This window comes from Psychroflexus montanilacus, assembly GCF_020164535.1.
GTDB lineage: Bacteria > Bacteroidota > Bacteroidia > Flavobacteriales > Flavobacteriaceae > Psychroflexus > Psychroflexus montanilacus.
Map to the genome: position 1 here is coordinate 368878 of NZ_JAIQZC010000001.1, position 25877 is coordinate 394754.

Here is a 25877-nt window from a genome sequence, read left to right on the forward strand (position 1 = left end):
TAAAACTAAATTTGTTGTTAAGAAACACATTTTATGAAAACTATATCCTCATTACTATTCTTTTTATTCTGCAATCTAATTTTTTGTCAAAATTATCCTTCATTTCAAGAAGCCATTCAAAATGCAGATAAAAAGAATAAAACCTTCAAGAGCTATCCTATCTTTTCTACTTCAAATCAAAAAATAAATCCCTCTTTAATTGAAGTCGCAACCGATATAGAACCCATTTCTATTAATAAAACTTCACTTTTGAATATTCAAAAGGAAAAACCAGAATTTATTCATTTTGAAATCATTCATGCTAACGACACATTGTCCGTCAAAATGCAAAAACATCAAGTTGTAACAGACGACTTTAAAGTTCGAAATCAAGATGATAAAAAACTTAGCTACAGCCCAGGATTGTACTATCGTGGAATAGTGAACGACGATCGTAATACCTTAGCTGTGTTTAATTTTTTCGAAAAAAACCTTAATGGTATCATCTCAGAGCCATATCAAGGCAACAGAATTGTTGCCCAACTCAAAAATAGTGATCAGTATATCATATATAATGATTCAAAAATGACTATTAAAAATGATTTTATATGTGATGTCGATGAACTTGAACAAATTGGAGACTTGATACCACCATCGGAGTTTAGCGGTAATTCGACTTCAACTGAAAATTGTGTGAAAGTTTTTTATGAACTTACCAATGATATTTATACCAACAATTCTTCGTCAGTAGATGAAACTACCAACTGGATTACCTCAGTACATAATATAGTTGCTACTTTATTCAGCAATTCAGATATATCTACAGCTCTTAGTGAAGTTTTGATTTGGCAGGAAGAAGACCCATACACTGGTAGTAATCTCGATAAGCTAGAATACTTTAGAAATAATCGAATTGCGTTTAATGGAGACTTAGGTCATCTTATAGATTTACCTGTATCAGGTGGAGTTGCTTATTTAAATAGTTTATGTTCAGAATTTAGGCATGCATTTTCTGGATTATCTCTAAATTATCAGGAATTACCTACTTATTCATGGACCATTAATGTGATTACTCACGAAATGGGACATTCGTTAGGCTCTCCGCATACCCATGCTTGTTTTTGGAATGGAGATAGTTCTGCAATTGATTCATGCGGCCCAAATAACGGCTATTCTGAGGGTTGCGATGATGCAGAGATACCTGATGAAGGCGGTACAGTCATGAGTTATTGTCACCTGGATGCTGTGGGCATGAATTTAGCTCTAGGATTTCACCCTCAGGTAAAAGAACACATGAGCAATACTATCGATAATAAACCTTGCCTTGGAACAGATTGTATAGATTCTTGTATGAGAACCATAGCAGGCTTAAGCGTAGATCAATCAGATTTAAGCGCCTTTACATTGACTATCGAAGATGTTATCTCAAATTCATGGACTTATAGTATTCATAAGTTAAATACACCTACCAACTTTTTAGAGACAACCGATAATGAAATCGTTTATACTAATTTAGAACCAAACACATATTATGAAATAATAGTAGCTAATAATTGTTCCAATGGTAACTTTGGAGGAGTATTGAGTACCATTTTTCTTACAGATGATAATTGGTGTGAAGGCAGAACATTTTCAGACACTGGAGGACTCAATGGTAATTACAGGAACAATGAATCCCTCGTCAAAACATTTTATCCAAATGATTCTGAAAATAAGATAAGTTTTACTATTAATGATTTCGACCTTGAAAACGGAAATGATTTCATGACAATTTATGATGGAGAATCTTCAAATTCTCCTGTGTTTGATGACGGTGAGTTATTGTCTGGTAATGATTTGGACAGAACATTTTTTGAAGCAACCAATCCTCAGGGAGCGATTACTGTAGAATTTAATTCGAATTTTTCTGTGACTAGAAGTGGGTGGGAGATTTATGTCTCTTGTGAGACATTATCATCTCAAGAATTTGCAGACAATGACATCCGGATCTATCCAAACCCTTTTGAGACCAATTTGATCATAAATTCATCAATTAATTTTGATAGACTTATTTTAAATGACATGAATGGAAAACACATACATAGCCAGGAAATGAATTCTCAATCAGAAACTACTTTAGATTTAAGCTACCTTCATACTGGTGTGTATTTTATTACTTTCTATAAGAACAATACTAAATTTATCAAACGAATTATCAAAAAGTAAGATAAAGGATTTTAAAAAAATTAGTTACGTTTCAGGCGCATTGCTAATTATTCGAAGTATGTCTTGTTTTAAAAAACTTAACTCTTGAAACACGCTCGATTAAGTGAATGAAAACGTGAAACTTAGTTCTCTCAGACTATAGCTTAGCAGAAGCAAATTCAGCCTAAAAAAGAAAACCAGAGCCAGGTAGTGAGTATAGAAAGAGGGATGCCTACAGCAGCAAACATACTGGCCAGATTTGGTCTTAACTTATATTCAATGGCTAACAATACCCCTGTGATCATTGGAGCCATTGCGGCTTCAATGATAGACACCTTGATAATAAGGTCTTGTGGTGAGGCTAATTTTGAATAAATCATGAAGATGATAAGTGGTGACATAAACAACTTATACACCAGCCCAATACTAAAAGGCCAGAACTCGAAGTTTTTGGTCTTCCAGGTGAGCTGAGTGCCAATAGAGAATAATGCTAATGGACTTAAGGTTGAACCCAGAGTTTCAAAAACGTCGTTAAGTGTTTTTGGAACATCGACAAACGTGAGTAGTAAAGCTACTAAAAATGCTATGAATGGTGGAAATTGAATTATTTTCCTGGCAATAGGCTTAAAATTTCCTCTACCTTCTTGAAAATATACCGCCGTAAAAATACCTAAGGTTGCCATAACCATAAAAGAGCCGGGCTGATCCGCCAAAATACCAAAAGGAATAGATCTATCTCCGTAAAATAGCTTTAAAAGTGGGAAGCCTACAAAAGAAGTGTTTCCCAGACCACAACACAAGATGAGACAACCTATTAAATGTTTATGCCAATTGAAAATTCTTCCCAACGATAAGAATAAAGCAGCTGCAATGACAAATACAAGCCAAGGCATCAACGCTGGAAAAAGGATTTCGTAACGATAATCTATATGTGGAATGTACCTTAAAGATAATGCTGGAAGGGAAACGTAAAATATAAATGCATTGATGCCTTTGTGAGCATTTGGTGGAAATGACTTCAATTTACTTAGAAACACTCCCCCTATGAGACAGACAATAATCAAAATAAAATTACTCATGCTATCTTACAACACTAGATTAGAAAAAGTCAGCAAAAGTAATAATTTGGTACGATTAAGGATTCAAAATTTCAAGGAGACCCTGCCATGCCTCTTCCCGTGCCATTTTATTACCTTCAGAAGCATCGGGTTGAGCACCACTACGCATAAACCCATGCCCGCCTCCTTCATAAATGTTGTAGGTGAAAAATTTACCTAGTTTATTCATGTTTGTTTCTGTTTCCGGGATCGTAGAATTGACTCTCGCATCGTTTCCGCCATAAAATCCATATATCGGAATTTCAATATTAACTAAATCCTCCATTGCTTTTGGTGCTGTACCATAAAAAACAAAAGCCTCTTCCAGATCTGGATTATGCGTTGCATAAGCAAAGCTTTGTGAGCCTCCCCAGCAAAACCCTATGACCGATACTTCCCCTGTACCTGCTTTGATTGATTTTGCATAGTCAAAAGCTGTATCCAAATCTGCAAAAACCTGATCTGAATCTAAGTTATAAAGCGCCGTTCTAGCTGCATCAGAGTTTTCGAAGTCGCTCGTTTTTGAAATTCCTTCTGAACTATTGGAGAGTAAATCTGGTGCTATTGCTATAAACCCTTTTTCTGCAAGTTCATCAGCAAAGCGTCTTGCCCAATCGTTGAGTCCCCGGTTTTCATGAATAACAAGAAGCACTTTTGTTCGATCTGATATTTCAGGATACACTACAAAATTGTGCAATGTTCTTCCATTGCTTTCCAGTTCAACCCACTCCTGATGTCTTGGCGATTGCTCTAAAACTTCGATGTCAGTTTGTGAGGACACGGATAAAGCCCACATACAACTTAAAAAGACTGTTAGTGATTTCATCTTATGATGGTATTAGTTCTTGGCTTAAATATATTTCAATTTTAATTTGAAATGAAATTTAACTCAAAAAAATCCACAACCTGTAACTTACTATAGCTATAACTAAAGCAAGTCCATAACTCAATAAGGTGCCTATAAGCACATATTCTGTAAGTTTTCTGTCTTTGGACCTTGATAAATCACTAAACCGAAAAATAGATTTGGCGGCTATCAAAAAACCTATGCCCGCCCAGTAATCTGTTACTACAAATCCTAAGATGAATAAGCGCTCTAAAACCCCTATATACCAGCCTGCTTTGTGTAGAGCTTCTCCTTCAAAATTTTCAAGATTCCACTTGGAAAGTAGAACTTTCATGATTACTCCTGAAACATAAGTGATTAATACCAAGGCCAATAAAAGTACAAGCCAGGAGTCTTGAATTTCTACTAATGCGGACCAGTCAACATCAAAATAAAATCCCAGACTTATCAAAATGACCAATAAATGCAAACCTTGATCTAAAAAGAAAAGCCGAATGGAAGAAAATTTATGATTCAATTTTATTTTAAAGTAGTCTATAACAAGGTGACTCAAGCCAATGCCTATTACTATAGGTATTAGATTCTGTTGAAACCCTATAAATACAAGCATGAGTATAAAATGAATCCCAATATGGAACCAAAAATACTTAGACTTTAAACCTTCCGTTTCTTTGCTTTGAACCCATTTATAAGGCTGAAGAACAAAATCTCCGATAAAATGAGCCAGCAAGAGTTTTAAAAGTACAGCAATCATAAGCTCACAATTAATTGGTTATAATAAGCCAGTAATTTTAGTATCTCTTTATACCCGGTCTTTTGTAGAGTAAAGCTGACTGTACTAGCCGATTTATTAAGTTTTTTTGCAATTTCCTTCTGTGTACTATTTGGGAATTCTAAAGCCGTTTTGAGAGTTAAAGCATCTATACTTGTCCAGGTATCAAAAGTCAGAGCACCTAGTTCAAACATCAGATTCAATACTTTGTTATGATTTGGATTTCCTGTGTCTATGGCTAAATGATTGGATTTCAAATTTTCAAAACATTCACCAGATCTGTAAAAAGCTTCGCCCTGGTCTTCTGTGATTTTTCCTGAAACTCCCTCTGTATTTCCAATTCCTATAGCCATTCTCACATCTAGCGAACCATACTCTTTGATACAGGCTTTGATGTAAAAACAAGCCTCCAGACTCTTGTTAACATCGGTTTTGATTTGAAAGCTATCGCCTCTATAAATCTCCCAATCTTTAGGAGAATCCCCATATTTATTCAAGGCCAGCTTTAAAGACTCCAACCAATCTGAGGACTTATTTTCTCTTGAATTGACAATATCTCCTGTTATGATGGCTGTCATGACTTTTCAATTTGAATTTTAATATTCGACTAATATATCAAATTTTTACTTATTCGACTCCTAAATCGAATTATTAACTATTCGATCCTGTAATCGAATTAATGATTATTCGATGTTTAAATCGAATATAACTATCATCTACTTTAAGAATTCAGGAAAGGCTAATGACTCTAATTGGAAGATATAAGGCATAAAGAAATACACGACTAAAGCGATGATTAAAATTGAAATCAGGTTCATCAAAACTCCTTTTTTTGCCATATCTGAAACCTTCAAATAATTAGCTCCAAAAACTATAGCGTTGGGAGGGGTTGCAACGGGAAGCATAAATGCACAGGAGGCTGAAAGCGTAACTGCAATCATAAGCAAATAAGGGTGCATATCAAAGCTCAGAGCAACCGGAGCCAAAATAGGTAAAAGCATAGCCGTGGTAGCTAAATTGGAGGTGACTTCGGTTAAAAAATTTACAAGCGTAGCTATAATGAGAACCAAAAGAAAAACACCTACTCCTTCAAATAAACTAATCTGACTCGCTATCCAGGTTGCTAATCCTGTTTCTGTAAACCCCTTGGCTAAAGCCATTCCACCTCCAAAAAGCAAGATGATTCCCCAGGGAATTTTAACCGCTTCAGTCCAGGTGAGCAGTTTTCTGTTTTTAGTTTTAGTAGGGATTAAAAATAAGAGTACTGCAGCAGCAATAGCTATAATGGTATCATCTATACCAGAAATAATACTTTCTAATAAGCTTCTGAAAATCCAACCCAAAGCTGCAAGCATAAAAACAAATCCTACCCATTTTTCTTCATAACTCAACTTACCAAGCTTGGAAAGCATAACTTGAACCTCTTCTCTACCACCATTAAACTGGGTTTGTTTTAGTTTAAATGCAAAACTTGTGAGGTACTTCCAGCAAATAAAAAGCAGGAATAAAGAGACGGGAAGTCCAAACTTCATCCATTCAAAAAAACTGATTTTAATAGCATATGTATTTTCCAAAACACCTGCAAAGACAAGATTAGGAGGTGTTCCAATAAGTGTGGCAATTCCCCCAATAGATGCACTGTAAGCAATGGAAAGCATCAATGCTTTTGAAAATAATGCACTCTGATTTGGATGGTCTAAATTTTGATTCTGAATTTGATTTGCAATAGCAATTGCGATTGGAAGCATCATGACAGTGGTTGCTGTATTAGAAATCCACATCGATAAAAAAGCAGTGGCCAGCATGAATCCTAAAATGAGATAAGAAGCTTTGGATCCAATAAACTTAATAATCTGTAAGGCTATTCGTTTGTGTAGATTCCAACGTTCAATGGCAATTGCCAAGATAAATCCCCCTACATATAAAAAGACATATTTGTGACCAAATTGCTGTGTCGTTTCTGAAATCGATAAGATACCAGAAAGTGGAAATAAAACAATAGGAAGTAAGGCTGTAACAGAAATAGGGACCACTTCACTTATCCACCATATTGCCATCCATACTGTAATTCCAATCAGGTAGAACCCAGTTTCACCCAATGAAGCTGGTGCATCTATGTATAAAAAAACCACAAAAACAAGTGGCCCTAGCGTCTTTAAAAAGTTAGCTTTAATAGAATTAGCAGTCATCTGTTAAAACTAAAAAAATAAATTAATCATCCATTTTTATTTAGACATAAAATTTAAACTTAACTGATAGAATAATTATCAAAGAATTATGAAGGCGTGTTTACAAAATTGGCAACTCATCTTCTTATTTTTGTATTTAACCAATTTGATCATGAAAAAAAAATATCTGCTTTTCTTTCTATTGATAAGTTTTATAGCAAAGTCCCAGTCTTTTTTTGGAGAAGATGCTGTAATTGAAAAATCTCTATCAGAGCGATGGGAACTGGATGATGAACATAAAAATGGTACGTTTAAACTGACGTTTTATAAACCCATATATGTGTTACCTGTAAGATGGTCCAGCGATCCAAATGAACTTCCACAAAGTGAAAATCCTGACAACAGCTTCGATGAAGCTCAAAACTATGATAATATTGAAGCCAAATTTCAGTTGAGTTTAAAGACCAAACTCCTTCAGTCTTTTCTTTTTGGACACGGAGATTTATGGTTGGGTTATACTCAACTGGCCAACTGGCAGGTTTATAATGATCCGGTTTCAAGGCCCTTCAGGGAATTGAATTATGAGCCAGAACTAATTGTCAATTTCCCGATGAAGATCGATATTTTTGGAGTTGATTTAAGGATGGCTGGTTTTGGCTTTAACCATCAGTCCAACGGTAGAGATTTACCTAGGTCCAGAAGCTGGAACAGGTTTATGTTTCATGCTGCCTTCGAAAAAGATAATTTTCAATTGTACTTAAAACCATGGATAAGAATTGAAAGTCCGGAAACAGATGACAACCCAGCTATAAGCGACTTTATTGGGAGAATGGAGGCCAATTTAATTTATAATATAGACAAGCATAGCTTCAATCTAATCGGTAAAAGTTCTTTGGATTTAGACGAGCACAGAGGAAGTTTAGAACTAAATTATTTTTATTCAGTCAAATCCAATTTAAGACTTCATATTCAAGCCTTTACTGGATACGGTGAGACTTTAATTGATTACAATCACAACCAAACCACATTAGGCGTTGGCATTTCTTTTATAGATTGGTAGGTACTTCAGATTTGCTTGCCCTAAATTCAGAATAGATTTAAATTTAAACTTATCTATTTAAGAACTAAAATAAGCGTGCAGCTTTTTAGACGTACCTTTGCATCTAAATAAAGAAATGGCCTTATAAATAATTAGTGTCATTTCATAAACACTTTTTATGTCATTTAAGTCATTAGGACTCTCAGAATCGCTTCTGAAAGCAGTAAGCGAGCAAGGTTACGAAACTCCAACCCCTATTCAATCCAAATCCATTCCACCAGTACTCGAAGGCCGAGATGTTCTCGCTTCCGCACAAACAGGAACTGGTAAAACAGCTGGTTTCACACTACCTGTACTTCATACTCTATCTCAAACTCCTCCTCAGCGCAATAGACCCATACGGGCTTTGATATTGACACCAACCAGAGAATTGGCTGCTCAAATTTATCAAAACGTAAAAGACTACAGCAAATACGTCGATTTAAGATCGACAGTGATTTTTGGTGGAGTGAATCAAAGATCACAGGTATCGACCATTAAAAATGGAGTCGATATCTTAATCGCCACACCTGGAAGGCTTATCGATTTGAACAATCAAGGTTTATTATCTCTAAGTAAAGTTGAAATATTGGTGCTCGATGAAGCCGACCGTATGCTGGATATGGGCTTTTTAAGAGACATCAAAAAAATTATGGGACTTATCCCAAAACAAAGACAGACGCTATTATTTTCGGCTACCTTTTCAAAAGAAATCAGAACACTAGCTAATGATTTTTTAAAAAATCCTATTTCTGTTGAATCTACTCCAGAAAATACGACGGTGGAAGCGATTGAACAGCAAGTCTATCGAGTTGCTAAGGAGAAAAAAACAGATTTACTGATCAAACTCATTTCTGAAGGTAACTGGGATCAGGTACTTGTGTTTACAAGAACTAAACATGGTGCCAACAAACTCGCCAAAAAACTGGAAGCGGCCAAAATTGGCGCTGCAGCGATTCATGGGAATAAAAGTCAGGGTGCCAGAACCAAAGCTCTGGCAGGATTCAAAAGTGGAACCGTAAAAGTATTAGTAGCAACAGACATCGCTTCTCGTGGACTTGACATTCCTTTATTACCTTATGTGGTGAACTTTGAATTGCCCAATGTTTCTGAAGATTATGTCCACAGAATAGGAAGAACAGGAAGAGCCGGCGCCAGCGGACTGGCGGTTTCTTTGGTAAGTGCAGATGAAACCGTATTTTTGAGAGATATCGAAAAGCTAATCGGTTCAAAAATTCCTATGGACATTCTGGAAGGTTTTGAGCCAGATCCGAATGCTTCGACCAAGCCTTTCAATCCCCAGCAAAGAGGGAATAAACCTCGAAGTAATTCCAGGTCTAATTCTGGGCAAGGTTCTCGTAAACCCTCTGGAAACTCAAGATCTAATTCCAGCAAATCCAGACGTTAAAGATACATTCTGTGGAAACACAAAAAAACAATCCATTACACGGCATCACTTTGGAGCAAATCCTGGTGGACCTTGAAGCCTTTTATGGATGGGAAACACTTGGAGAACAAATTAACATTCGTTGTTTCAAGGAAAATCCATCCATAAAATCTAGCTTGAAGTTTTTAAGAAAAACCCCCTGGGCCAGAACTAAAGTGGAACAGCTTTACGTTAAGTTTCAAAAAGAGATTAATGGATAATTCAACTCCAGAGTACTGGTTGAGAGGATCAATTGAAGATATTCCGGCTTTACTTCAGCCTGCTGCTCATGCCTTGTTACAAACAAAGCTTGAAGCTCATCGCTATACCGAAGATTTTGATGAGAAGTTCTTATGGGAGACTCCGTTCGGCAGAGCCAGCATCGGATTTCATTTGCAACACATTGCTGGAGTCATCGACAGAATGCTGACTTACGCTCAGCAAAAACAACTTTCTGAAATTCAATTTAATTATTTAGAAGCTGAAGGAAAAGCTAATTCTGAAATAAGCTTAGCCATTTTACTAGAACATCTGGATTTAAAAATTGATGAAGCTCTGAATTATTTTAAACAACTAAAAAACACCGATTTAACTGAATTACGTTCAGTAGGCAGAAAGCAACTACCTTCAACGCAGATTGGCGTGTTGTTTCACGCAGCAGAACACAGTCAGCGGCATATAGGTCAATTATTCGTGACTGTGAGTGCTTTAAAAACTAGACTAAACTTATAGCTTGATTTTGATCTGAATTAAATTCAGAATACTTTATTTAGATTTTTGTTTCAACTGTAATCCATAAAGGAAATTCCTGAGGTATTGATCCATCAATTCTCGATACTGAGGTTGAGTTGGACGCCGCATAAAAGAACTTAACTCATGTTTACTTACCGTTTTTCCTGCTAACTGAAATAACTCAATGATGTCTTCTGATTTGAGTTCATAGGCAATTTTTAGTTTTTTGAGAACATCATTGTTGTTCAAAAAAGCTTCAGCTTCAGGCGTTTTACCCTCTTTTTTCCCTCGGTGAGCAACGATTAAGCCATTGAGAAATACTGCTAACTTACGATCTTCTAGTTCTATAAAATCTTCATCCTCATCGCTCTTCAACCAATTGCTTACCTCTGTTCTGGAAACTTCCAAACCGCCCAATTTAAAAAATGACATCATTTTAGAATCGGTATACTCAAAGGTGTAGCGCAATCGTCGTAAAACATCGTTGTTGGTCATAGTTGAGATTTAAGAATTCAAAAATAATGAAGCCTAGTTTAGAAATGCTTTTATTTCTAAACTAAAACAAATTTTTTCTGCTATTTTTTTCAGGACATTAGATTAACAAATATTAAGTCTAAGCTTAACTTAAAACGGAATCAAAACCCTTCTTAAGCTCTAAATTTGTAATAAAAACATTTAAAGATGAAAAAGATACTATTTGTTATCACAAGTAACGATGAATTAGGAGACACAGGCAATAAAACAGGATTCTGGATTGAAGAGTTTGCGGCACCTTACTACAAATTGAAAGATGCTGGATTTGAACTCACTTTGGCATCGCCAAAGGGAGGCCGACCTCCTATCGATCCTAATTCTGAAACTGAAGATGCTAAAACAATGGCAACAGAGCGTTTCGACTTAGATAAAGAAGCTCAAACTTTGCTAGCCAACACTCATAAGTTAAGCGATATTCAAGAAGCTGATTATGATGCTGTATTTTACCCAGGCGGACACGGTGTACTTTGGGATCTTGTCGAAGATCAAACTTCGATCAAACTCATCGAAGAGTTTAACGCCAACAAAAAGCCTGTTGCTTTTGTCTGTCACGCGCCGGCCGTATTAAAACACCCAAAAAATGTAGATGGAAAACCACTGGTAGAAGGAAAAAAAGTAACCGGATTTACCAATCAGGAGGAAAATGCCGTTCAATTATCTGAAGTGGTGCCATTTTTATTGGAAGATATGTTAATCCATAATGGAGGTGTTTACACTAAAATTGAAGACTGGCAACCCTATGCTGTTGAAGACGGAAATCTGATTACAGGTCAAAATCCAGCTTCATCAGAAAAAGTAGCTGATTTATTAGCTAAACAGCTAAATCACTAATTTCAATTTAAATCAACCTTAACTAAAGCCTTCTTTTGGAAGGCTTTTTTTATGTCCTTAAGCGTTTATCAATTTATAAACATAGGATATTCCTTACCTTTGCATTTTATTTTCAATTTATGCCCTCTCAACCTCATTATGTAGACATAAGAGTCAACCCTGAAGTTGCTCATCATCCGGAAGATTTAAAAGAAGCTTTGGCCAGATCTATTGGTGTTTCTGAAAAAAATCTTTTAGAATTCAAAATTTTGAAGCGTTCTATAGACGCTAGAGCCAGGCAGATTAAATATCAGTTGAGAATAGCTTATTTCTTAAAAGACGAATCCGTCATTTGGCCTGAAACAGAAAAGAAAAACTATCATCAGGTCACAGAACAAAGCCCAAGAGTTTTGGTCGTTGGCAGCGGTCCTGCCGGGCTTTTTGCAGCTTTAAAACTGCTCGAAAAAGGCATTAAGCCTGTAGTCATAGAGCGTGGTAAAGATGTGAGAGCAAGACGTCGGGATTTGGCGAAAATCAACAAGGAACATTTGGTAAATCCTGATTCCAACTATTGCTTTGGTGAAGGTGGTGCCGGTACTTATTCGGATGGAAAACTCTACACAAGGTCAGGGAATAAGAAAACCATAAAAAAAGTATTGCAAACCTTTGTAGAACATGGGGCGAGCGAAGATATTCTGGTAGATGCTCACCCGCATATTGGCACCAACAAGTTACCCGATATCATCACTAAAATGAGAGAAACTATACTGAATTTTGGTGGTGAAATTCATTTTGAAACCAAACTGACAGATTTTATCATAGAAGAAAATCAGCTGATCGGAATTGAAGTGAACCATAGTGAAAAGATTTATGCTGATGCTTGTATATTGGCTACTGGACATTCGGCAAGAGACATTTTTTATCTCATGTATGAGCGAAACATTAAAATCGAGTTCAAAACTTTTGCCATGGGGGTGCGTGTTGAACATCCGCAGTCCCTTATTGATCAAATCCAGTACAAAACTCCAGAACGAGGTGAGTATTTACCGCCTTCTGCTTATAGTCTGGTAGAGCAGGTGGATAACAAGGGCGTCTACTCGTTTTGTATGTGTCCAGGAGGAATTATAGCTCCTTGCGCAACAACAGAAGGCGAAGTTGTGACTAACGGCTGGTCGCCATCCAAGAGAAATAATCCGTTTGCCAATTCTGGGATTGTGGTCACCATCGATGAGGAAGAATTAGCTGATTTTGAAAAATACGGTCCTTTAAAAGGTTTAAAATTTCAGGAATATATCGAGAAAAAATGCTGGCAACTGGCAGGAGAAACCCAAAGAGTTCCTGCGCAACGCCTTCAGGATTTTATTTCAAAACGAAAATCGACATCCATTCCAAAAAACTCTTATCAGCCGGGAACCACTTCCGTAGAAATGGATTCGATTTTTCCAAAAGCCATGACCAAAAGACTTCGCGAAGGCTTTAAAAAGTTCACTCAAAAGATGAAAGGTTTCGATCATCCGGACGCTGTAATTCTTGCACCAGAATCCCGAACCTCTTCTCCAGTAAGAATTCCCAGAGATGAAAATACTTTAGAACATCCAGAACTGAAAGGTTTATTTCCTTGCGGTGAAGGGGCAGGTTATGCCGGGGGTATTGTTTCTGCTGCTATTGATGGTGAACGCTGCGCTGAAGCTGTTACAAATATGGTATCCGAAAAGGAAAATTCATAAAAACAAAAACAGCCTGTCGACTTAACAGGCTGTTTTCAAACATGAAAACAAAAGTTTCTAATCTGCCTGATAAATCTCCAGTACTCTGGCAGACGGATCTTTTACATCTCCACACCATTTAGGCAACCACTGGTAAGGCGTCAGTTGGAAATGCGAACCATAAGTCTTTTCAAAGGTTTTCAAATAGAAAAAGGCTTCTTTTGATGGTGGTTCTGGTGAAAATCTGAATTTTTCAGTTTGAAATTCTTCATCAGACACCAAGGTTTCTATATGATCTTTAATGACTTCACTCCAGGATTTTTGCTTACTGCTCACACTGTCCGAAAAACCGTTTTTGCGTCTCCACAAAACTTCACTTGGTATTAAGTCTTCTCCTTCAAAAGCTTTTCTGATCAGGTATTTTTCGATTTTTTGATCGGAAAACATTCTGAGTTCTGGAGGAATCGACATGAAGAATTTTACAAAAGCCTTGTCAGCAAAAGGAACTCTGGCTTCCAGACCTGCGTTGGAAATGGACCTATCGCCTCTCTTCATATCAAAAAACTGAATGTCTTTCAATAATCTGATAGATTCCTGTTGAAAGCTAACTGAATCTGGAGCATTTTGAAAATAGAGGTAAGATCCGAATTCATCTGCTGTTTCTCCAGAGAATAAGACTTTGACATCCGAATGATCTCTTACATATTTGGCAACCAACTGATGACCAACTGAAGCTCTTATCGTAGTGACATCATAGCTTCCCAGCATGTAAACAGTGTGTTCTAATTCGTCTAAGAAATCTTGTTCCGTACAAGTAATGCTGTGGTGCTTACTACCAATATGGTCTGCCACTTTTTGGGCTGCGGTAATGTCCGGACTGCCTTCCAGCCCTATAGAAAAGGTCTCCAGCTGTTTCCCTTTTTCCTTTAATTTTCTGGCTAAAATTCCAGCTACCAGACTACTGTCCAGTCCCCCACTCAGTAAGCAACCCAGAGGTCGCTCACTCATCATGCGCTTTTCAACAGACTGCGTCAGTAATTCATTGATTTTCTGACAGTATTCTTCTTCAGTAAATGCTGTGGTGTCGTAGTCATGAATGAAATAGGGAACTATTTTGTCGGTATAAGAGTTCCAGTGATGGCCTGGAGGAAACTGGTTGAGATGCTTGGTGAAAGCAATGGCTTTGCTTTCGGAAGCAAAGTAAACTTCAGCATCTTCAAACCCCATGTACATTCCTCTCACACCCAGATGATCTCTGGCAGCGATGTATAAATCCTTGGCTTCATCATAAAGCACAAAGGCGAATTCTCCGTCGATTTCTTCCAGCATCTGCTCCTCTCCTATCAATTGATACAAATCGATTAAGATTTCACAGTCTGAACCTGTTTCTAGTGTGATATCATATTTAGTGGCGAGTTCCAGATAATTGAAAATTTCTGCATTTGCTACCAACCAGACACCATTCTTGTACATGGGCTGATTACCTTTTGGCGTTAAGCCATTTATGGCTAAACGATGAAACCCAAAATAGGTGTTTTCCTTAATACTTTTAAAGTCTGATGCATCTGGTCCACGATGTTTGATTTTCATGAACTCATCAATTAAAAATTGACTAGATTTTGCACTGTCGATGGCTACAAATATTCCACACATGATAGTTTATTTTTAATTATATAAAGCAAATAAGGGGTATTACTTAATATAAAACAACTTCGATCCATTAATTCTTAAAATAAAATTTTAATTTAGCTTTTCACTAAAAATTATAAAGATGATAGATGAAACGGATAGAAAAATCTTAAATATTTTAAGTACCGACGCAAAAGCCTCCTTAAAATACCTTGGAAACGTATGCCACATGAGCCCTACGGCGGTTCACCTTCGGTTAAAAAAACTGGAAGAACAAAAAATCATCACCGGATCTAAGAGTATGATCGATACTTATCAACTCGGCTACCAGACTCAAAGTTTTATTGGGATTTACTTCAACAAAGCCAATATTTATAGAACAGTAAGCAAAGCCTTATTAGAAATTAACGAAGTTGTAGAATGCAACTACACCACCGGTAATTTTTCTTTGTTGGTAAAAGTGGTTTGTCGTGATAATAAACACCTCACCGAGGTCTTAAGTAATAAAATCCAAACTATAGATGGTGTCGCGAGAACAGAAACCTTTATCTGTCTGGAACAAACATTTACCCGAGAAATTGAGTTTTAATCGGAAAAGTTAGGCGTTGCGTTTTAAAAACTTATTCCGAATAACCTGATCTACAGGCGTATTTGAGATTTTACTTTCTAACCAGGAAATAATATCCAGATATAAAAATGCTCTGCGCTCGTAAGGATCATTTTCATATTTCTTCAATTTTGCTAAAACCTCTTCAAAAGCAGACTTAGCATCATGAGGAAATATATCTGGAAGTTGCTTTAAAAAGTTAATGATTTCAGTCTGAACTTCATTGAGCTCATTCATTTTCATCAAAAATTTATAGGTGCTCTTCAATTGGGTTTCCAGATGGTAATCCATACCTGCGTCATAGTGTGCGAATAAACTCAGAATTCTTGAGAAACACATCAGGTCCTCGCGCATGCTCAAAGACTTGTTGTTGATGATGTAGTTCAAATACCGGATACATTCTTTATTGTTACCCACACAGAAATGCAAACTGGCGATTTTATAATAAAACACCATGATGTGGTGTTCGTCTATTCTGTTTTTGAAACGCTTGATTCCTTTTAAAATGCCATTCACCAGCGATAAACCTTCCTCAAATAAGCCTTTCATAAAACACAGATTCAACCGGTCCGTGTTAAGGTATAAAAACACAAGTCCTTCTATATTATCATCTTTGGGGAAAGATTTTTTCTGAATGTTAACTTCTAATTCCTGCATTACCTGCTCAAATCTCTGATGGTCCTGAATGTAAAATAAAGACTCTAAAAGATATTGATTACCCTTAAGGTACCAAACCGGGTTGAGGGATATCATTTTGGGGAAGTCGTGAAAAAGTTCTACCCACTTCTTAGAATATTTATAACAGGATGTAAAATCCTGAACCAAAAAACTCAGCCACAAATGAGAATTATACAACCACAATTTCTCCCTAAAGCCCAAATCTTGAATATCAAAATCTGGCAGATTCTTGCTAAAGTAATCGAGGATTTCTGTTTTTTCTTCATCGCTCTTTACATAACCCGATTTCAAGATAATGCTATAAAGTTTCAGCGACATATTTGAGAGTTTTCCTGCAATGACGTTGAGTTCGCTCACAGAGTTGGACTGACTAATCAAGTCATCGGCTCTGCTGGCTATACTTCGGGTGATGTATTGTGATTCTATCAATTTTTCCAACTCAACAATTTCATACACCAGGGTCTTCTCTTCATGTGCAATTGCTATTTCCTTAGCTTTATCAAGAATTTTTAAACTTTGCTTATATAATCCTTTGTGATAAAGGATGGTAGCAAATTCAGTTTGCTCTCTTACTTGAGACCTGATGTTTTGATGAAGTGGATTTAATTTTAAACTGATCAGGATTTGCTTGTAGAGATGAGCTTTCACATTAGCCAGTTGTTGTTTTTTAACAAAGCCTGTGCTCAAAATTTCCTTTTCATTGTATTTGGAAGCCTTATCCAAAAAATTGAATAAGTTCAAAAATTTAGCGTCGACATTACCTTCAATTCTACCCACATAAAGTTTGAATTGACGCTTTTCTGACTTGGTCAAGGACTTAATCAGTAAAAATAAATTATCTTTTTGATCTTTTATCATCAATAAATTATCTACGTAATAGTCTGTTTTCCAATATTTTATATATTATTAAAACCATTGAACATCGTAAAGTGTTTAAAAATGGGCTGGGCATAAATCTAAGCTATATATAGTTTTGAAAGTGAAACTTATAAATAAATTTGATATGTCACATCAGAAAGTTGAAATTTTTGACACTTCCCTAAGAGATGGAGAACAGGTACCTGGATGCAAACTGAATACTGAACAAAAATTGATTTTAGCGAGGAAGCTGGATGAACTCGGTGTTGATGTTATCGAAGCAGGTTTCCCTGTTTCCAGTCCAGGCGATTTCCAATCTGTTGTTGAAATTTCAAAGCTGATGAAGAATGCCAAAGTTTGCGGATTGAGTCGTGCGGTTGAGAATGACATTAAAGTTGCTGCAGAAGCGCTTACTTATGCTAAAAAGCCCAGAATCCATACGGGAATCGGCACTTCTGACTCGCATATCAAATATAAATTCAAATCCAACAGAGAAGAAATCATTGAGCGTGCTTATGCAGCAGTGAAGTATGCCAAATCCTTTGTAGAAGATGTAGAATTTTATGCGGAAGATGCTGGCAGAACTGACAATGAGTATCTGGCCAAAGTTTGTGAAGCCGCTATAAAAGCGGGTGCAACCGTGCTCAACATTCCGGATACGACCGGTTATTGTTTGCCACAGGAATACGGGGCAAAAATTAAATACCTTAAGGAACATGTAAAAGATATAGACAAGGCTATTATTTCCTGCCATTGCCACAACGATTTAGGTCTGGCTACGGCTAATTCCATAGAAGCTATTATCAATGGAGCTCGCCAGGTGGAATGTACCATCAACGGCATTGGAGAACGTGCTGGTAATACGGCTCTGGAAGAAGTGGTGATGATTTTGAAACAACACCCTTATTTAAACTTCGACACAAACATCAATACCAAACATCTGTTTGAAATCAGTCAATTGATTTCAAAACACATGGGAATTTCTCCACAGCCTAACAAAGCTATTGTAGGAGCCAATGCTTTTGCACACAGCTCTGGCATCCATCAGGATGGCGTCATCAAACGACGAGACACCTATGAGATTATGGACCCAGCAGATGTTGGCGTTACAGAGTCTGCCATTGTTTTAACCGCCAGAAGTGGTCGCGCTGCCTTAGCCTACAAGGCCAAAAATGCAGGCTATGATTTGACCAAACTGCAACTGGACGAAGTCTATCTTAATTTTTTACACTTTGCCGATAAATGCAAAGAAGTAAATGACAACGATATTCATCAAATCATAGAAACCAGTAAAATCTATAGAGAAATCAAATCAGCTTAAAGCCATACCATGAATAAAACACTATTTGATAAAGTTTGGGATGCCCATGTGGTTCATACCATCACCAATGGTCCGCAAATATTATATATTGACAAGCATTTGATTCATGAAGTGACCAGTCCACAAGCATTTAACGAATTGGAACGTCGTAATGTTCCTATTTTTAGACCAAAGCAAGTGGTGGCTACCGCAGATCATAATACGCCTACTGTAGATCAGCATCTTCCTGTCAAAGATGAATTATCCAGAAAGCAGCTGACCCAATTGTCGGAAAATTGTGCAAAAAATGGAATTCAATTGTACCAACTAGGACATAAATACAACGGTATTGTTCATGTCATGGCACCAGAACTAGGCATTACCCAACCTGGTATGTCAATAGTTTGTGGAGATTCTCACACGTCTACGCATGGTGCATTTGGCAGCATTGCCTTTGGGATTGGCACAAGCCAGGTGGCACAGGTGTTTGCCAGTCAGTGCCTGTTATTGACCAAGCCAAAAAGCATGCGAATTACAGTCAATGGCGCCTTAAAAAAAGGCGTTCAGCCCAAAGACGTTATTTTATATATCATCTCAAAAATCGGCACCAATGCAGGAACAGGCTATTTTTGTGAATATGCCGGAGAGGTTTTTGAAAACATGTCTATGGAAGGCCGAATGACCGTTTGTAATATGAGTATAGAAATGGGAGCCCGAGGCGGCATGATTGCCCCAGACCAAACCACTTTTGATTATGTAGAAGGGCGGAAATTTGCCCCAAAAGGTGAAGAATGGGAGCAAAAACTGGAGTATTGGAAAGGTTTACCCACCGATGTCAATGCTGAATTTGATAAGGAATTTGAATTTGATGCAGAAGATATTGAGCCCATGATCACCTTTGGAACGAATCCAGGCATGGGCATCAAAATATCTGGACATATACCAACCCGAGAGGATGCGTCTTTTGAAAAATCCTTGAAATACATGGATTTTCAAAAGGGTGAATCCCTTGTTCATAAACCTATCAACTATGTATTCATAGGAAGTTGTACCAACTCCAGAATTGAAGATTTTCGGGTGGCTGCAGAATACGTCAAAGGAAAACAAAAAGCTGATAACGTTACCGCCTGGCTGGTGCCTGGAAGCAAGCAGGTAGAACAACAAATTGAAGTCGAAGGCTTAAAAACCATCTTTACTGAAGCTGGCTTTGAACTGCGTCAACCTGGATGTAGTGCTTGCCTGGCAATGAATGATGACAAAATCCCCGCAGGAGAATACTGTGTTTCTACCTCCAACAGAAATTTTGAAGGTCGGCAAGGGCAAGGATCCAGAACTCTTCTGGCGAGTCCACTTTTGGCAGCAGCAACCGCTATAGAAGGAAAAATAGTAGACATTACAAAACATTTGAACTAACATGGAAAAATTTATAAGCCTCAAATCACAAGCCGTTTCTCTTCCTGTTGAAAATGTAGATACGGATCAAATTATTCCGGCAAGATTTCTGAAAGCCACCAACCGTGAAGGGTTTGGTGAACATCTTTTCAAAGACTGGAGGTACAACAAAGATGGAAGTGTGAATAAAGATTTTGTCTTAAATGATGATCGCTACAGCGGAAAGATACTGATTGCAGGTCATAATTTTGGTTGTGGTTCGAGTCGTGAGCATGCGGCCTGGGCACTGAGTGATTATGGTTTTAAAGTCATCGTGTCTAGTTTTTTTGCTGATATTTTTAAAGGGAACGCGCTTAACAATGGAGTTTTGCCGGTTCAGGTGAGTCCTGAATTTTTAGAAGTTCTATTGCATACCGTCAAAAAACAGCCGAAACGCCTCATTGAAGTTAATCTTGAAGACCAGTGCATCACTATGGAGTCTTCAGATCATAAAGAACATTTTGAAATTGATAATTACAAGAAAACCTGTCTCATCAACGGGTATGATGATATTGATTTCTTACTAAGTAAAAGAGCTGAAATTGAACTGTTCGAGAACCAAAGGGAATTAGCTCGCGTTAGCGATTGAACGGTTTGTTTGAGCTCTTTTTCTTCTTTTTACTGAAGAAAAAAAGCGAGTAGTGAAAGCGCGACCCCCAATCCTCACCAAAAGTTTTAGGGTGAGGATTGGGGGTAACGCCCAAAATAGAATATGGATTTGATAACTCTTTACACATGAAACTAAACATTGCAGTATTGCCCGGAGACGGGATCGGTCCGGAAGTGACCGAGCAGGCCATGAAAGCATTGAACGCTATTGCATTGGAATTTGACCATCAATTTTCCTTTAAACAAGCCGATGTTGGCGCGATTGCTATAGACACAACGGGATCTCCTCTGCCCGATGAAACCTTGGACTTGTGTCGAAACAGTGATGCCATTTTATTTGGCGCCATTGGTGATCCAAAATATGATAATGCGGAGGGCAATGTTCGTCCAGAACAAGGTTTATTGAAATTGAGAAAAGAACTGGGGCTATTTGCCAACATTCGACCTGTAAAGGCTTTTGAAGCTTTGCTGGATTTTTCACCTTTAAAAACACCTATCATTAAAGGTGTGGATATTAGTATTTACAGAGAATTGACCGGTGGTATCTACTTTGGAAAAAAAGAAACGACTGAAGACGGCAGTTATGCTTCTGACCTTTGCGAATATTCTACTCCAGAAATTGAACGCATTGCTCATCTGGCCTTTAAAGCCGCTGAAGGAAGACGTAACAAAGTGACATTGGTTGATAAAGCCAATGTTTTGGACACTTCCCGTTTATGGCGAAAAACCGTAACCGAAGTCGCTAAGTCCTATCCTGAAGTCAACTTGAATTTTCTGTATGTGGATAATGCTGCCATGCAGATGATCCTGAACCCAAAACAATTTGATGTGATTTTAACTGAAAATATGTTTGGTGACATTATCAGTGATGAAGCCAGTGTTATTGGTGGATCTATAGGACTTTTGCCTTCTGCTTCAGTGGGGTCAAAACATGCCTTGTTTGAACCTATACATGGCTCCTATCCTCAAGCTACTGGAAAAGGAATTGCCAATCCTATCGCGGCCATTTTATCTGCTGCCATGCTTTTAGAGCATTTTGGACTTTTTGAAGAAGCCGAAACGATAAAAAAAGGTGTTGAAAAATCCTTAAAACTTGGCATCACCACCCCAGATCTCGGGGTGAAACACGAACGCATCACCACTTCTAAAGTAGGTGATTTTATTGCTGATTATATTAGCAATCCAACAGATTCTAATCATAATTTTTCTAATATTCATATTGGTCAATCCACCATCATTTAGGATTAAACATACTTTATTAACACAACAATATCCGTTAGAGAATTTTTCTGACGGATGTTTTATTTTGGAAATTTTGCTTTGATTTGGTCTAAGCACAGGTTGCCCATACTGCCTTCGTGTGTATGAGTTTTGGTACTCCCTGGTTGATAACTACCTGCATTGATTTGCTGACCAATTTGTTGGTAAGCTTCCCTAAAACTGATGCCTTGTTCTACCAGTGCATTTATTTTATCCACAGAATACATGAATTTGTATTTGGGATCGCTTTCCTCTATAGATTTGACTTGAATTTGATTGATGGAGTAATTGAAAATTTCCAGGATAGAAGTCATGTTTTCAATGCCAGACATCATATTTTCTTTCAGCAGTTGATAATCGCGGTGATAACCACTTGGCAGATTGTTGGTAATTAAAATCATTTCTGAAGGCAAAGCCTGGATTTTATTGCATTTCCCCCGTATCAATTCAAACACATCTGGATTTTTCTTATGTGGCATGATGCTACTCCCGGTGGTCAGCTGATCCGGAAAGCCTATAAAATCAAAATTCTGACTCATATACAAACAAATATCCATGGCAAATCGTGACAAGGTATTGCTTAAACTCCCTAAAGCCATAGCGACCGTACGCTCACTTTTCCCCCTGCTCATTTGCGCGGCAACCACATTGTATTTCATCGTTGAAAATCCAAGTGCTTTGGTGGTAAATTCTCTATCGATGGGAAATGAACTGCCATAGCCTGCAGCAGAACCCAGCGGATTTTGATCTACCACCTTAATTGCTGCATCCAAAACATGAACATCGTCTATGAGTTGTTCGGCGTAAGCTGAAAACCAAAGTCCAAAGGAAGATGGCATAGCCACCTGAAGATGGGTATAACCTGGCAAAACTTGGTCTTTATGCGTTTCGGCTAGAGCAAGTAGCGTATCAAAAAACTGTCTGACTTTGGATCTGATCTCCAGCAGCTGCTCTTTGTAATACAAATGTAGAGCCACCAACACCTGATCGTTTCTCGACCGAGCTGTATGAATTTTCTTGCCTACATCGCCTAGATTTTGGATGAGATCAAACTCTATTTTGGAATGCACGTCTTCAAACTGAGGATCAATTATGAATGTCCCTTGCTCCAATTGCTGCTCCATCGCCTCAAATTCTTTCAAAAGAAGTTGGAGTTCTTCAGAAGAAATTAAACCCACGCTCTCTAACATTTTGGCGTGCGCTTGCGAAGCCATCACGTCATATTGAGCAATGTGCATATCAATTTCACGATCGTTGCCGACTGTAAATTGTTCTATCTTTTTATCGATGTCTATTCCTTTGTCCCAGAGTTTCATAGTATTTTGTTTAAAGACAAAAGTTTTGCCTTGTTTTTGTCATCTTTTGATCGGTTGTAATTCAACTTCGCATTTACAACACCTTTTCTAAGAGTTCTATGTAAGTTTTTATTCCTTTTTCGATTTCTTTCAAATAAATAAATTCATCTGCAGAATGGGATCGTTTGCTATCGCCGGGCCCTAACTTCAGTGAAGGGCAAGACAAACAGGCTTGATCTGAGAGCGTTGGCGAACCATACGTTTTCATTCCGATGGTTAAACCCGCTTTCACTAATGGATGCTCCAAAGGAATACTCGACGGATTCAGTCGTGTGCTTCTTGGCAACAAACTATCGCAGGGCGAGTTTTTCTGAAGTATGTCTACAATTTCTTCATTGCTGTAGCATTCATTGACGCGCACATCCACCACCAACTTCACTTCTGAAGGCACCGCATTATGCTGGACTCCTGCATTGATTTGCGTCAGCGTCACTTTCACTGGGCCAAGTACATCAGATACCTTTTCCAACTGAAATGCTTCAAACCACTTCAATACGGAAGCCGTTTTATAAATAGGATTATCTAAATTTGGATGTGCAGCATGACTCGGCGTTCCTTTTACTATTCCATCAAAGACCAAAAGGCCTTTTTCTGCAACAGCCATTTGCATTTGCGTAGGTTCTCCAACGATGGCAACATCAATTTTCGGTATAGTTGACAACATACTTCTGAGTCCGTTTGGACCGCTGCTTTCTTCCTCTCCCGAGGCGACTAAAACTAAATTATAATTCAGGTTTTCCCTGGCATAGAAATAAACGAAGGTCGCTAGCAATGACACCAAACATCCACCAGCATCATTACTGCCCAAACCAAATAATTTACCGTCTTCCTCTATCGCTCTAAACGGATCTTTGGTGTAGCCCTTATTGGGCTGAACGGTATCGTGATGGGAGTTGAGCAAGAGGGTTGGTTTTGACTCATCAAAATATTTATTGATCGCCCAAACATTGTTGTTTTGTCGATTGAATGGAATATGGAGTTGCTTCAACCAATTTTCGATATGTTTAGCCGTCTGGTCTTCTTCTGAAGAAAACGACTGGGTTTCTATCAATACTTTCAACAGTGAAAGTGCATCCTTTTGAAGTTGATCTATCATTTTATAATTTTTGTATGTGTTACTAAGGAATTTTTGATCAGTTCAGAGGTTCCGATACATACTTTGGAAACCTTATGGTCTATAGCTCTAAAGCAGTTATCTAACTTTGGTATCATGCCATCGGCAACTTTTCCTTCTTTGAGTAAATGTTGATAAGAACCATAATTTAGTTCTTTTACAACCGAATTTTCATCGGTGACATCAGTTAAAACTCCATTTTTTTCAAAGCAGAAATACAATTCAGTATTATAGATTTTAGAAAAGGCTATGGCCAATTCTGAAGCCAAAGTATCTGCGTTGGTGTTTAGCAATTGGCCCTTTTTGTCATGAGTGATGGCACAGAATACAGGAGTTACTTTTTCGTTCATCAATGTTTCTAAAACTTTAGTATTTACCTGAACAATATCACCTACAAATCCAAAATCAATTGGAGAAGTAGCTCTTTTTTCGGAAAGGATGGTATTCGCATCGGCACCAGTAAACCCTAAAGCATTACAATCGAAACCCTGCAATCGTGCGACTATGTTTTTATTGATAAGTCCAGCGTAAGTCATTACAGTCACCTCTAAAGTTTCAGCATCGGTGATGCGTCTGCCATCAATTTTACTAACTTTAATACTTAGGCGCTCAGAGAATTTGGAAGCTTCAAGACCTCCGCCGTGAATTAGTATTTTAGGTCCTTTTAATTCAGAAAAATCCTTCAAAAAACTTTTTAAGGCCTTTTTATCCTCTATGATTTGTCCACCTATCTTTATGATTTTGAGTGTCTGCATTTAGCTAGATTTTAGGTCTTGTAATATATCCTCAAGCACAGCCTGAGCCGCAAAAGTCCGATTGTTGGCTTGCTCAATAATCAATGAATTTTCATGGTCCAAGACTTCATCGGTGGCCACGACATTTCGTCTCACCGGCAAACAATGCATAAACTTAGCATTACCAAGTTTAGCCTTTGTCATCATCCAGGTTTCATCCTGACTTAAAATCTGTCCGTAAGGATCGTAAGTACTCCAATTTTTGACGTAAACAAAATCAGCGTTTTCTAAAGCTTGCTCTTGATTGTATATGATTTCTGTTTGTTTAGTAAGTTTTGGATTCAGTTCATAGCCTTTAGGATGTGTAATGCTGAAATCAGCCTCCATAAACTGCATCATTTCAACAAAAGAATTAGCAACTGACTGTGGAAGCGCTTTGGAATGGGGTGCCCAGGACAAAACTACTTTTGGTTTTTTAGTTAATTTGTGTTCAGTAATTGTTAGTGCATCTGCTAGCGCTTGGAGAGGGTGACCTGTTGCACTTTCCATATTTAGGATTGGAACAGTGGCATACTTCATAAAGCTGTTCAGTACCTGTTCAGACTCATCGAGTTGCTTATTTTTAAGGCTTGGAAAAGCTCTTACAGCAATAATATCAGCATATAATGAAATAATTCTAGCGGCTTCCTTGATGTGTTCAGAGGTATTGGTATTCATTTTCGTTCCATCTTCAAATTCCAGTTGCCAGGCTTCATTAACATTCAAAATACTCACATGCATGCCAAGGTTACGAGCAGCTTTTTCAGTACTTAAGCGCGTCCTTAAACTTGCATTGAAAAACAACATCACCAAGGTTTTGTGTTTTCCCAGTTCTGAATTCTGAAGAGGATTCTTTTTCAATTGAATCGCTTTTTGAATGGTTTCTTCAAGATTGTATAGTTCTGAAATGCTTGTATAATTTTTCATAAT

Annotated in this window: 24 protein-coding genes; 12 read left to right on the top strand and 12 right to left on the bottom strand. The window is 37.6% G+C overall.

Annotated features, from left to right (window positions below; translation table 11 throughout):
- Positions 1-33 precede the first annotated feature (33 nt).
- Positions 34-2184: a M12 family metallo-peptidase gene (locus LB454_RS01775; protein WP_224462594.1), complete on the top strand. Its 2151-nt coding sequence runs from the start codon at positions 34-36 to the stop codon at positions 2182-2184.
- A 158-nt stretch (positions 2185-2342) separates the two neighbouring features.
- Here the strand turns inward: LB454_RS01775 and LB454_RS01780 are convergent, their stop codons facing one another.
- The 5 genes from LB454_RS01780 to LB454_RS01800 all read right to left on the bottom strand — a co-directional run bounded on the left by LB454_RS01780 (position 2343) and on the right by LB454_RS01800 (position 7068).
- A complete protein-coding gene (locus tag LB454_RS01780) occupies positions 2343-3242 on the bottom strand; it encodes an AEC family transporter (protein ID WP_224462595.1) in 900 nt (299 codons plus the stop codon).
- A gap of 55 nt (positions 3243-3297) precedes the next feature.
- Positions 3298-4086 (bottom strand): dienelactone hydrolase family protein, encoded by a 789-nt coding sequence (locus LB454_RS01785; protein ID WP_224462596.1) that lies wholly within the window; start codon positions 4084-4086, stop codon positions 3298-3300.
- A gap of 58 nt (positions 4087-4144) precedes the next feature.
- Complete coding sequence (locus LB454_RS01790; RefSeq protein ID WP_224462597.1) at positions 4145-4861, bottom strand: DUF3307 domain-containing protein; 717 nt, start codon at positions 4859-4861, stop codon at positions 4145-4147.
- On the bottom strand, positions 4858-5457 hold the full coding sequence (locus tag LB454_RS01795) for a SatD family protein (protein WP_224462598.1): 600 nt from the start codon (positions 5455-5457) through the stop codon (positions 4858-4860). The genes LB454_RS01790 and LB454_RS01795 overlap by 4 nt, the downstream gene beginning before the upstream one ends.
- Before the next feature lie 138 nt (positions 5458-5595).
- The gene (locus tag LB454_RS01800) at positions 5596-7068 is read right to left on the bottom strand and encodes an SLC13 family permease (protein ID WP_224462599.1); all 1473 of its coding nucleotides are present in this window, start codon (positions 7066-7068) and stop codon (positions 5596-5598) included.
- A gap of 151 nt (positions 7069-7219) precedes the next feature.
- On the opposite strand from LB454_RS01800, the gene LB454_RS01805 reads away from it, so the two are divergent.
- From LB454_RS01805 to LB454_RS01820, 4 genes are all read left to right on the top strand, one after another.
- A complete protein-coding gene (locus LB454_RS01805) occupies positions 7220-8107 on the top strand; it encodes a phospholipase A (protein ID WP_224462600.1) in 888 nt (295 codons plus the stop codon).
- 157 nt (positions 8108-8264) lie between these two features.
- Positions 8265-9533, top strand: coding sequence for a DEAD/DEAH box helicase (locus tag LB454_RS01810; protein WP_224462601.1), 1269 nt, complete (start codon positions 8265-8267; stop codon positions 9531-9533).
- An 11-nt stretch (positions 9534-9544) separates the two neighbouring features.
- Entirely contained in the window at positions 9545-9772 is a 228-nt protein-coding gene (locus LB454_RS01815) for a VF530 family protein (protein ID WP_224462602.1), read from the top strand.
- Positions 9765-10283: a DinB family protein gene (locus tag LB454_RS01820; protein ID WP_224462603.1), complete on the top strand. Its 519-nt coding sequence runs from the start codon at positions 9765-9767 to the stop codon at positions 10281-10283. Before LB454_RS01815 ends, LB454_RS01820 begins: the two co-directional genes overlap by 8 nt.
- Positions 10284-10316: 33 nt before the next feature.
- Here LB454_RS01820 and LB454_RS01825 read toward each other — a convergent pair whose 3' ends face one another.
- Positions 10317-10778: a YehS family protein gene (locus tag LB454_RS01825; protein WP_224462604.1), complete on the bottom strand. Its 462-nt coding sequence runs from the start codon at positions 10776-10778 to the stop codon at positions 10317-10319.
- A gap of 186 nt (positions 10779-10964) precedes the next feature.
- Between LB454_RS01825 and LB454_RS01830 the strand changes: the two genes are divergently transcribed.
- Positions 10965-11648, top strand: coding sequence for a type 1 glutamine amidotransferase domain-containing protein (locus tag LB454_RS01830; protein WP_224462605.1), 684 nt, complete (start codon positions 10965-10967; stop codon positions 11646-11648).
- A 119-nt stretch (positions 11649-11767) separates the two neighbouring features.
- On the top strand, positions 11768-13354 hold the full coding sequence (locus LB454_RS01835) for an NAD(P)/FAD-dependent oxidoreductase (protein ID WP_224462606.1): 1587 nt from the start codon (positions 11768-11770) through the stop codon (positions 13352-13354).
- A 57-nt stretch (positions 13355-13411) separates the two neighbouring features.
- Here the strand turns inward: LB454_RS01835 and LB454_RS01840 are convergent, their stop codons facing one another.
- The gene (locus LB454_RS01840) at positions 13412-14986 is read right to left on the bottom strand and encodes an asparagine synthase-related protein (protein ID WP_224462607.1); all 1575 of its coding nucleotides are present in this window, start codon (positions 14984-14986) and stop codon (positions 13412-13414) included.
- Between the two features lie 118 nt (positions 14987-15104).
- On the opposite strand from LB454_RS01840, the gene LB454_RS01845 reads away from it, so the two are divergent.
- A complete protein-coding gene (locus LB454_RS01845) occupies positions 15105-15551 on the top strand; it encodes an Lrp/AsnC family transcriptional regulator (RefSeq protein WP_224462608.1) in 447 nt (148 codons plus the stop codon).
- Between the two features lie 9 nt (positions 15552-15560).
- Here the strand turns inward: LB454_RS01845 and LB454_RS01850 are convergent, their stop codons facing one another.
- On the bottom strand, positions 15561-17105 hold the full coding sequence (locus tag LB454_RS01850; RefSeq protein ID WP_224462609.1) for a hypothetical protein: 1545 nt from the start codon (positions 17103-17105) through the stop codon (positions 15561-15563).
- 145 nt (positions 17106-17250) lie between these two features.
- Between LB454_RS01850 and LB454_RS01855 the strand changes: the two genes are divergently transcribed.
- The 4 genes from LB454_RS01855 to leuB all read left to right on the top strand — a co-directional run bounded on the left by LB454_RS01855 (position 17251) and on the right by leuB (position 21687).
- Entirely contained in the window at positions 17251-18426 is a 1176-nt protein-coding gene (locus LB454_RS01855; protein ID WP_224462610.1) for a 2-isopropylmalate synthase, read from the top strand.
- Between the two features lie 9 nt (positions 18427-18435).
- The gene (leuC, locus tag LB454_RS01860; protein ID WP_224462611.1) at positions 18436-19818 is read left to right on the top strand and encodes a 3-isopropylmalate dehydratase large subunit; all 1383 of its coding nucleotides are present in this window, start codon (positions 18436-18438) and stop codon (positions 19816-19818) included.
- A 1-nt stretch (position 19819) separates the two neighbouring features.
- Positions 19820-20425: a 3-isopropylmalate dehydratase small subunit gene (gene leuD / locus LB454_RS01865; protein WP_224462612.1), complete on the top strand. Its 606-nt coding sequence runs from the start codon at positions 19820-19822 to the stop codon at positions 20423-20425.
- 146 nt (positions 20426-20571) lie between these two features.
- Positions 20572-21687 carry a 3-isopropylmalate dehydrogenase gene (gene leuB, locus LB454_RS01870; RefSeq protein ID WP_224462613.1) on the top strand — a complete coding sequence of 372 codons (1116 nt, stop codon included), beginning with the start codon at positions 20572-20574 and terminating at the stop codon, positions 21685-21687.
- 59 nt (positions 21688-21746) lie between these two features.
- Here leuB and argH read toward each other — a convergent pair whose 3' ends face one another.
- The 4 genes from argH to LB454_RS01890 all read right to left on the bottom strand — a co-directional run bounded on the left by argH (position 21747) and on the right by LB454_RS01890 (position 25874).
- Positions 21747-23021, bottom strand: coding sequence for an argininosuccinate lyase (gene argH / locus LB454_RS01875; protein ID WP_224462614.1), 1275 nt, complete (start codon positions 23019-23021; stop codon positions 21747-21749).
- Positions 23022-23094: 73 nt separating this feature from the next.
- A complete protein-coding gene (locus tag LB454_RS01880; RefSeq protein WP_224462615.1) occupies positions 23095-24156 on the bottom strand; it encodes a M20 family metallo-hydrolase in 1062 nt (353 codons plus the stop codon).
- Positions 24153-24929 (bottom strand): acetylglutamate kinase, encoded by a 777-nt coding sequence (gene argB, locus LB454_RS01885; protein WP_224462616.1) that lies wholly within the window; start codon positions 24927-24929, stop codon positions 24153-24155. The genes LB454_RS01880 and argB overlap by 4 nt, the downstream gene beginning before the upstream one ends.
- Positions 24930-25874 (bottom strand): Rossmann-fold NAD(P)-binding domain-containing protein, encoded by a 945-nt coding sequence (locus LB454_RS01890; RefSeq protein ID WP_224462617.1) that lies wholly within the window; start codon positions 25872-25874, stop codon positions 24930-24932. It abuts the gene before it with no gap.
- Positions 25875-25877: the final 3 nt, after the last annotated feature.

What these genes read in the sequence shown, in the direction of transcription:
- LB454_RS01775 (WP_224462594.1), top strand. Translation starts at nt 34, where the DNA reads ATGAAAACTATATCCTCATTACTATTCTTTTTATTCTGCAATCTAATT.
- LB454_RS01780 (WP_224462595.1), bottom strand. Translation starts at nt 3,242, where the DNA reads ATGAGTAATTTTATTTTGATTATTGTCTGTCTCATAGGGGGAGTGTTT.
- LB454_RS01785 (WP_224462596.1), bottom strand. Translation starts at nt 4,086, where the DNA reads ATGAAATCACTAACAGTCTTTTTAAGTTGTATGTGGGCTTTATCCGTG.
- LB454_RS01790 (WP_224462597.1), bottom strand. Translation starts at nt 4,861, where the DNA reads ATGATTGCTGTACTTTTAAAACTCTTGCTGGCTCATTTTATCGGAGAT.
- LB454_RS01795 (WP_224462598.1), bottom strand. Translation starts at nt 5,457, where the DNA reads ATGACAGCCATCATAACAGGAGATATTGTCAATTCAAGAGAAAATAAG.
- LB454_RS01800 (WP_224462599.1), bottom strand. Translation starts at nt 7,068, where the DNA reads ATGACTGCTAATTCTATTAAAGCTAACTTTTTAAAGACGCTAGGGCCA.
- LB454_RS01805 (WP_224462600.1), top strand. Translation starts at nt 7,220, where the DNA reads ATGAAAAAAAAATATCTGCTTTTCTTTCTATTGATAAGTTTTATAGCA.
- LB454_RS01810 (WP_224462601.1), top strand. Translation starts at nt 8,265, where the DNA reads ATGTCATTTAAGTCATTAGGACTCTCAGAATCGCTTCTGAAAGCAGTA.
- LB454_RS01820 (WP_224462603.1), top strand. Translation starts at nt 9,765, where the DNA reads ATGGATAATTCAACTCCAGAGTACTGGTTGAGAGGATCAATTGAAGAT.
- LB454_RS01825 (WP_224462604.1), bottom strand. Translation starts at nt 10,778, where the DNA reads ATGACCAACAACGATGTTTTACGACGATTGCGCTACACCTTTGAGTAT.
- LB454_RS01830 (WP_224462605.1), top strand. Translation starts at nt 10,965, where the DNA reads ATGAAAAAGATACTATTTGTTATCACAAGTAACGATGAATTAGGAGAC.
- LB454_RS01835 (WP_224462606.1), top strand. Translation starts at nt 11,768, where the DNA reads ATGCCCTCTCAACCTCATTATGTAGACATAAGAGTCAACCCTGAAGTT.
- LB454_RS01840 (WP_224462607.1), bottom strand. Translation starts at nt 14,986, where the DNA reads ATGTGTGGAATATTTGTAGCCATCGACAGTGCAAAATCTAGTCAATTT.
- LB454_RS01845 (WP_224462608.1), top strand. Translation starts at nt 15,105, where the DNA reads ATGATAGATGAAACGGATAGAAAAATCTTAAATATTTTAAGTACCGAC.
- LB454_RS01850 (WP_224462609.1), bottom strand. Translation starts at nt 17,105, where the DNA reads ATGATAAAAGATCAAAAAGATAATTTATTTTTACTGATTAAGTCCTTG.
- LB454_RS01855 (WP_224462610.1), top strand. Translation starts at nt 17,251, where the DNA reads ATGTCACATCAGAAAGTTGAAATTTTTGACACTTCCCTAAGAGATGGA.
- leuC (WP_224462611.1), top strand. Translation starts at nt 18,436, where the DNA reads ATGAATAAAACACTATTTGATAAAGTTTGGGATGCCCATGTGGTTCAT.
- leuD (WP_224462612.1), top strand. Translation starts at nt 19,820, where the DNA reads ATGGAAAAATTTATAAGCCTCAAATCACAAGCCGTTTCTCTTCCTGTT.
- leuB (WP_224462613.1), top strand. Translation starts at nt 20,572, where the DNA reads ATGAAACTAAACATTGCAGTATTGCCCGGAGACGGGATCGGTCCGGAA.
- argH (WP_224462614.1), bottom strand. Translation starts at nt 23,021, where the DNA reads ATGAAACTCTGGGACAAAGGAATAGACATCGATAAAAAGATAGAACAA.
- LB454_RS01880 (WP_224462615.1), bottom strand. Translation starts at nt 24,156, where the DNA reads ATGATAGATCAACTTCAAAAGGATGCACTTTCACTGTTGAAAGTATTG.
- argB (WP_224462616.1), bottom strand. Translation starts at nt 24,929, where the DNA reads ATGCAGACACTCAAAATCATAAAGATAGGTGGACAAATCATAGAGGAT.
- LB454_RS01890 (WP_224462617.1), bottom strand. Translation starts at nt 25,874, where the DNA reads ATGAAAAATTATACAAGCATTTCAGAACTATACAATCTTGAAGAAACC.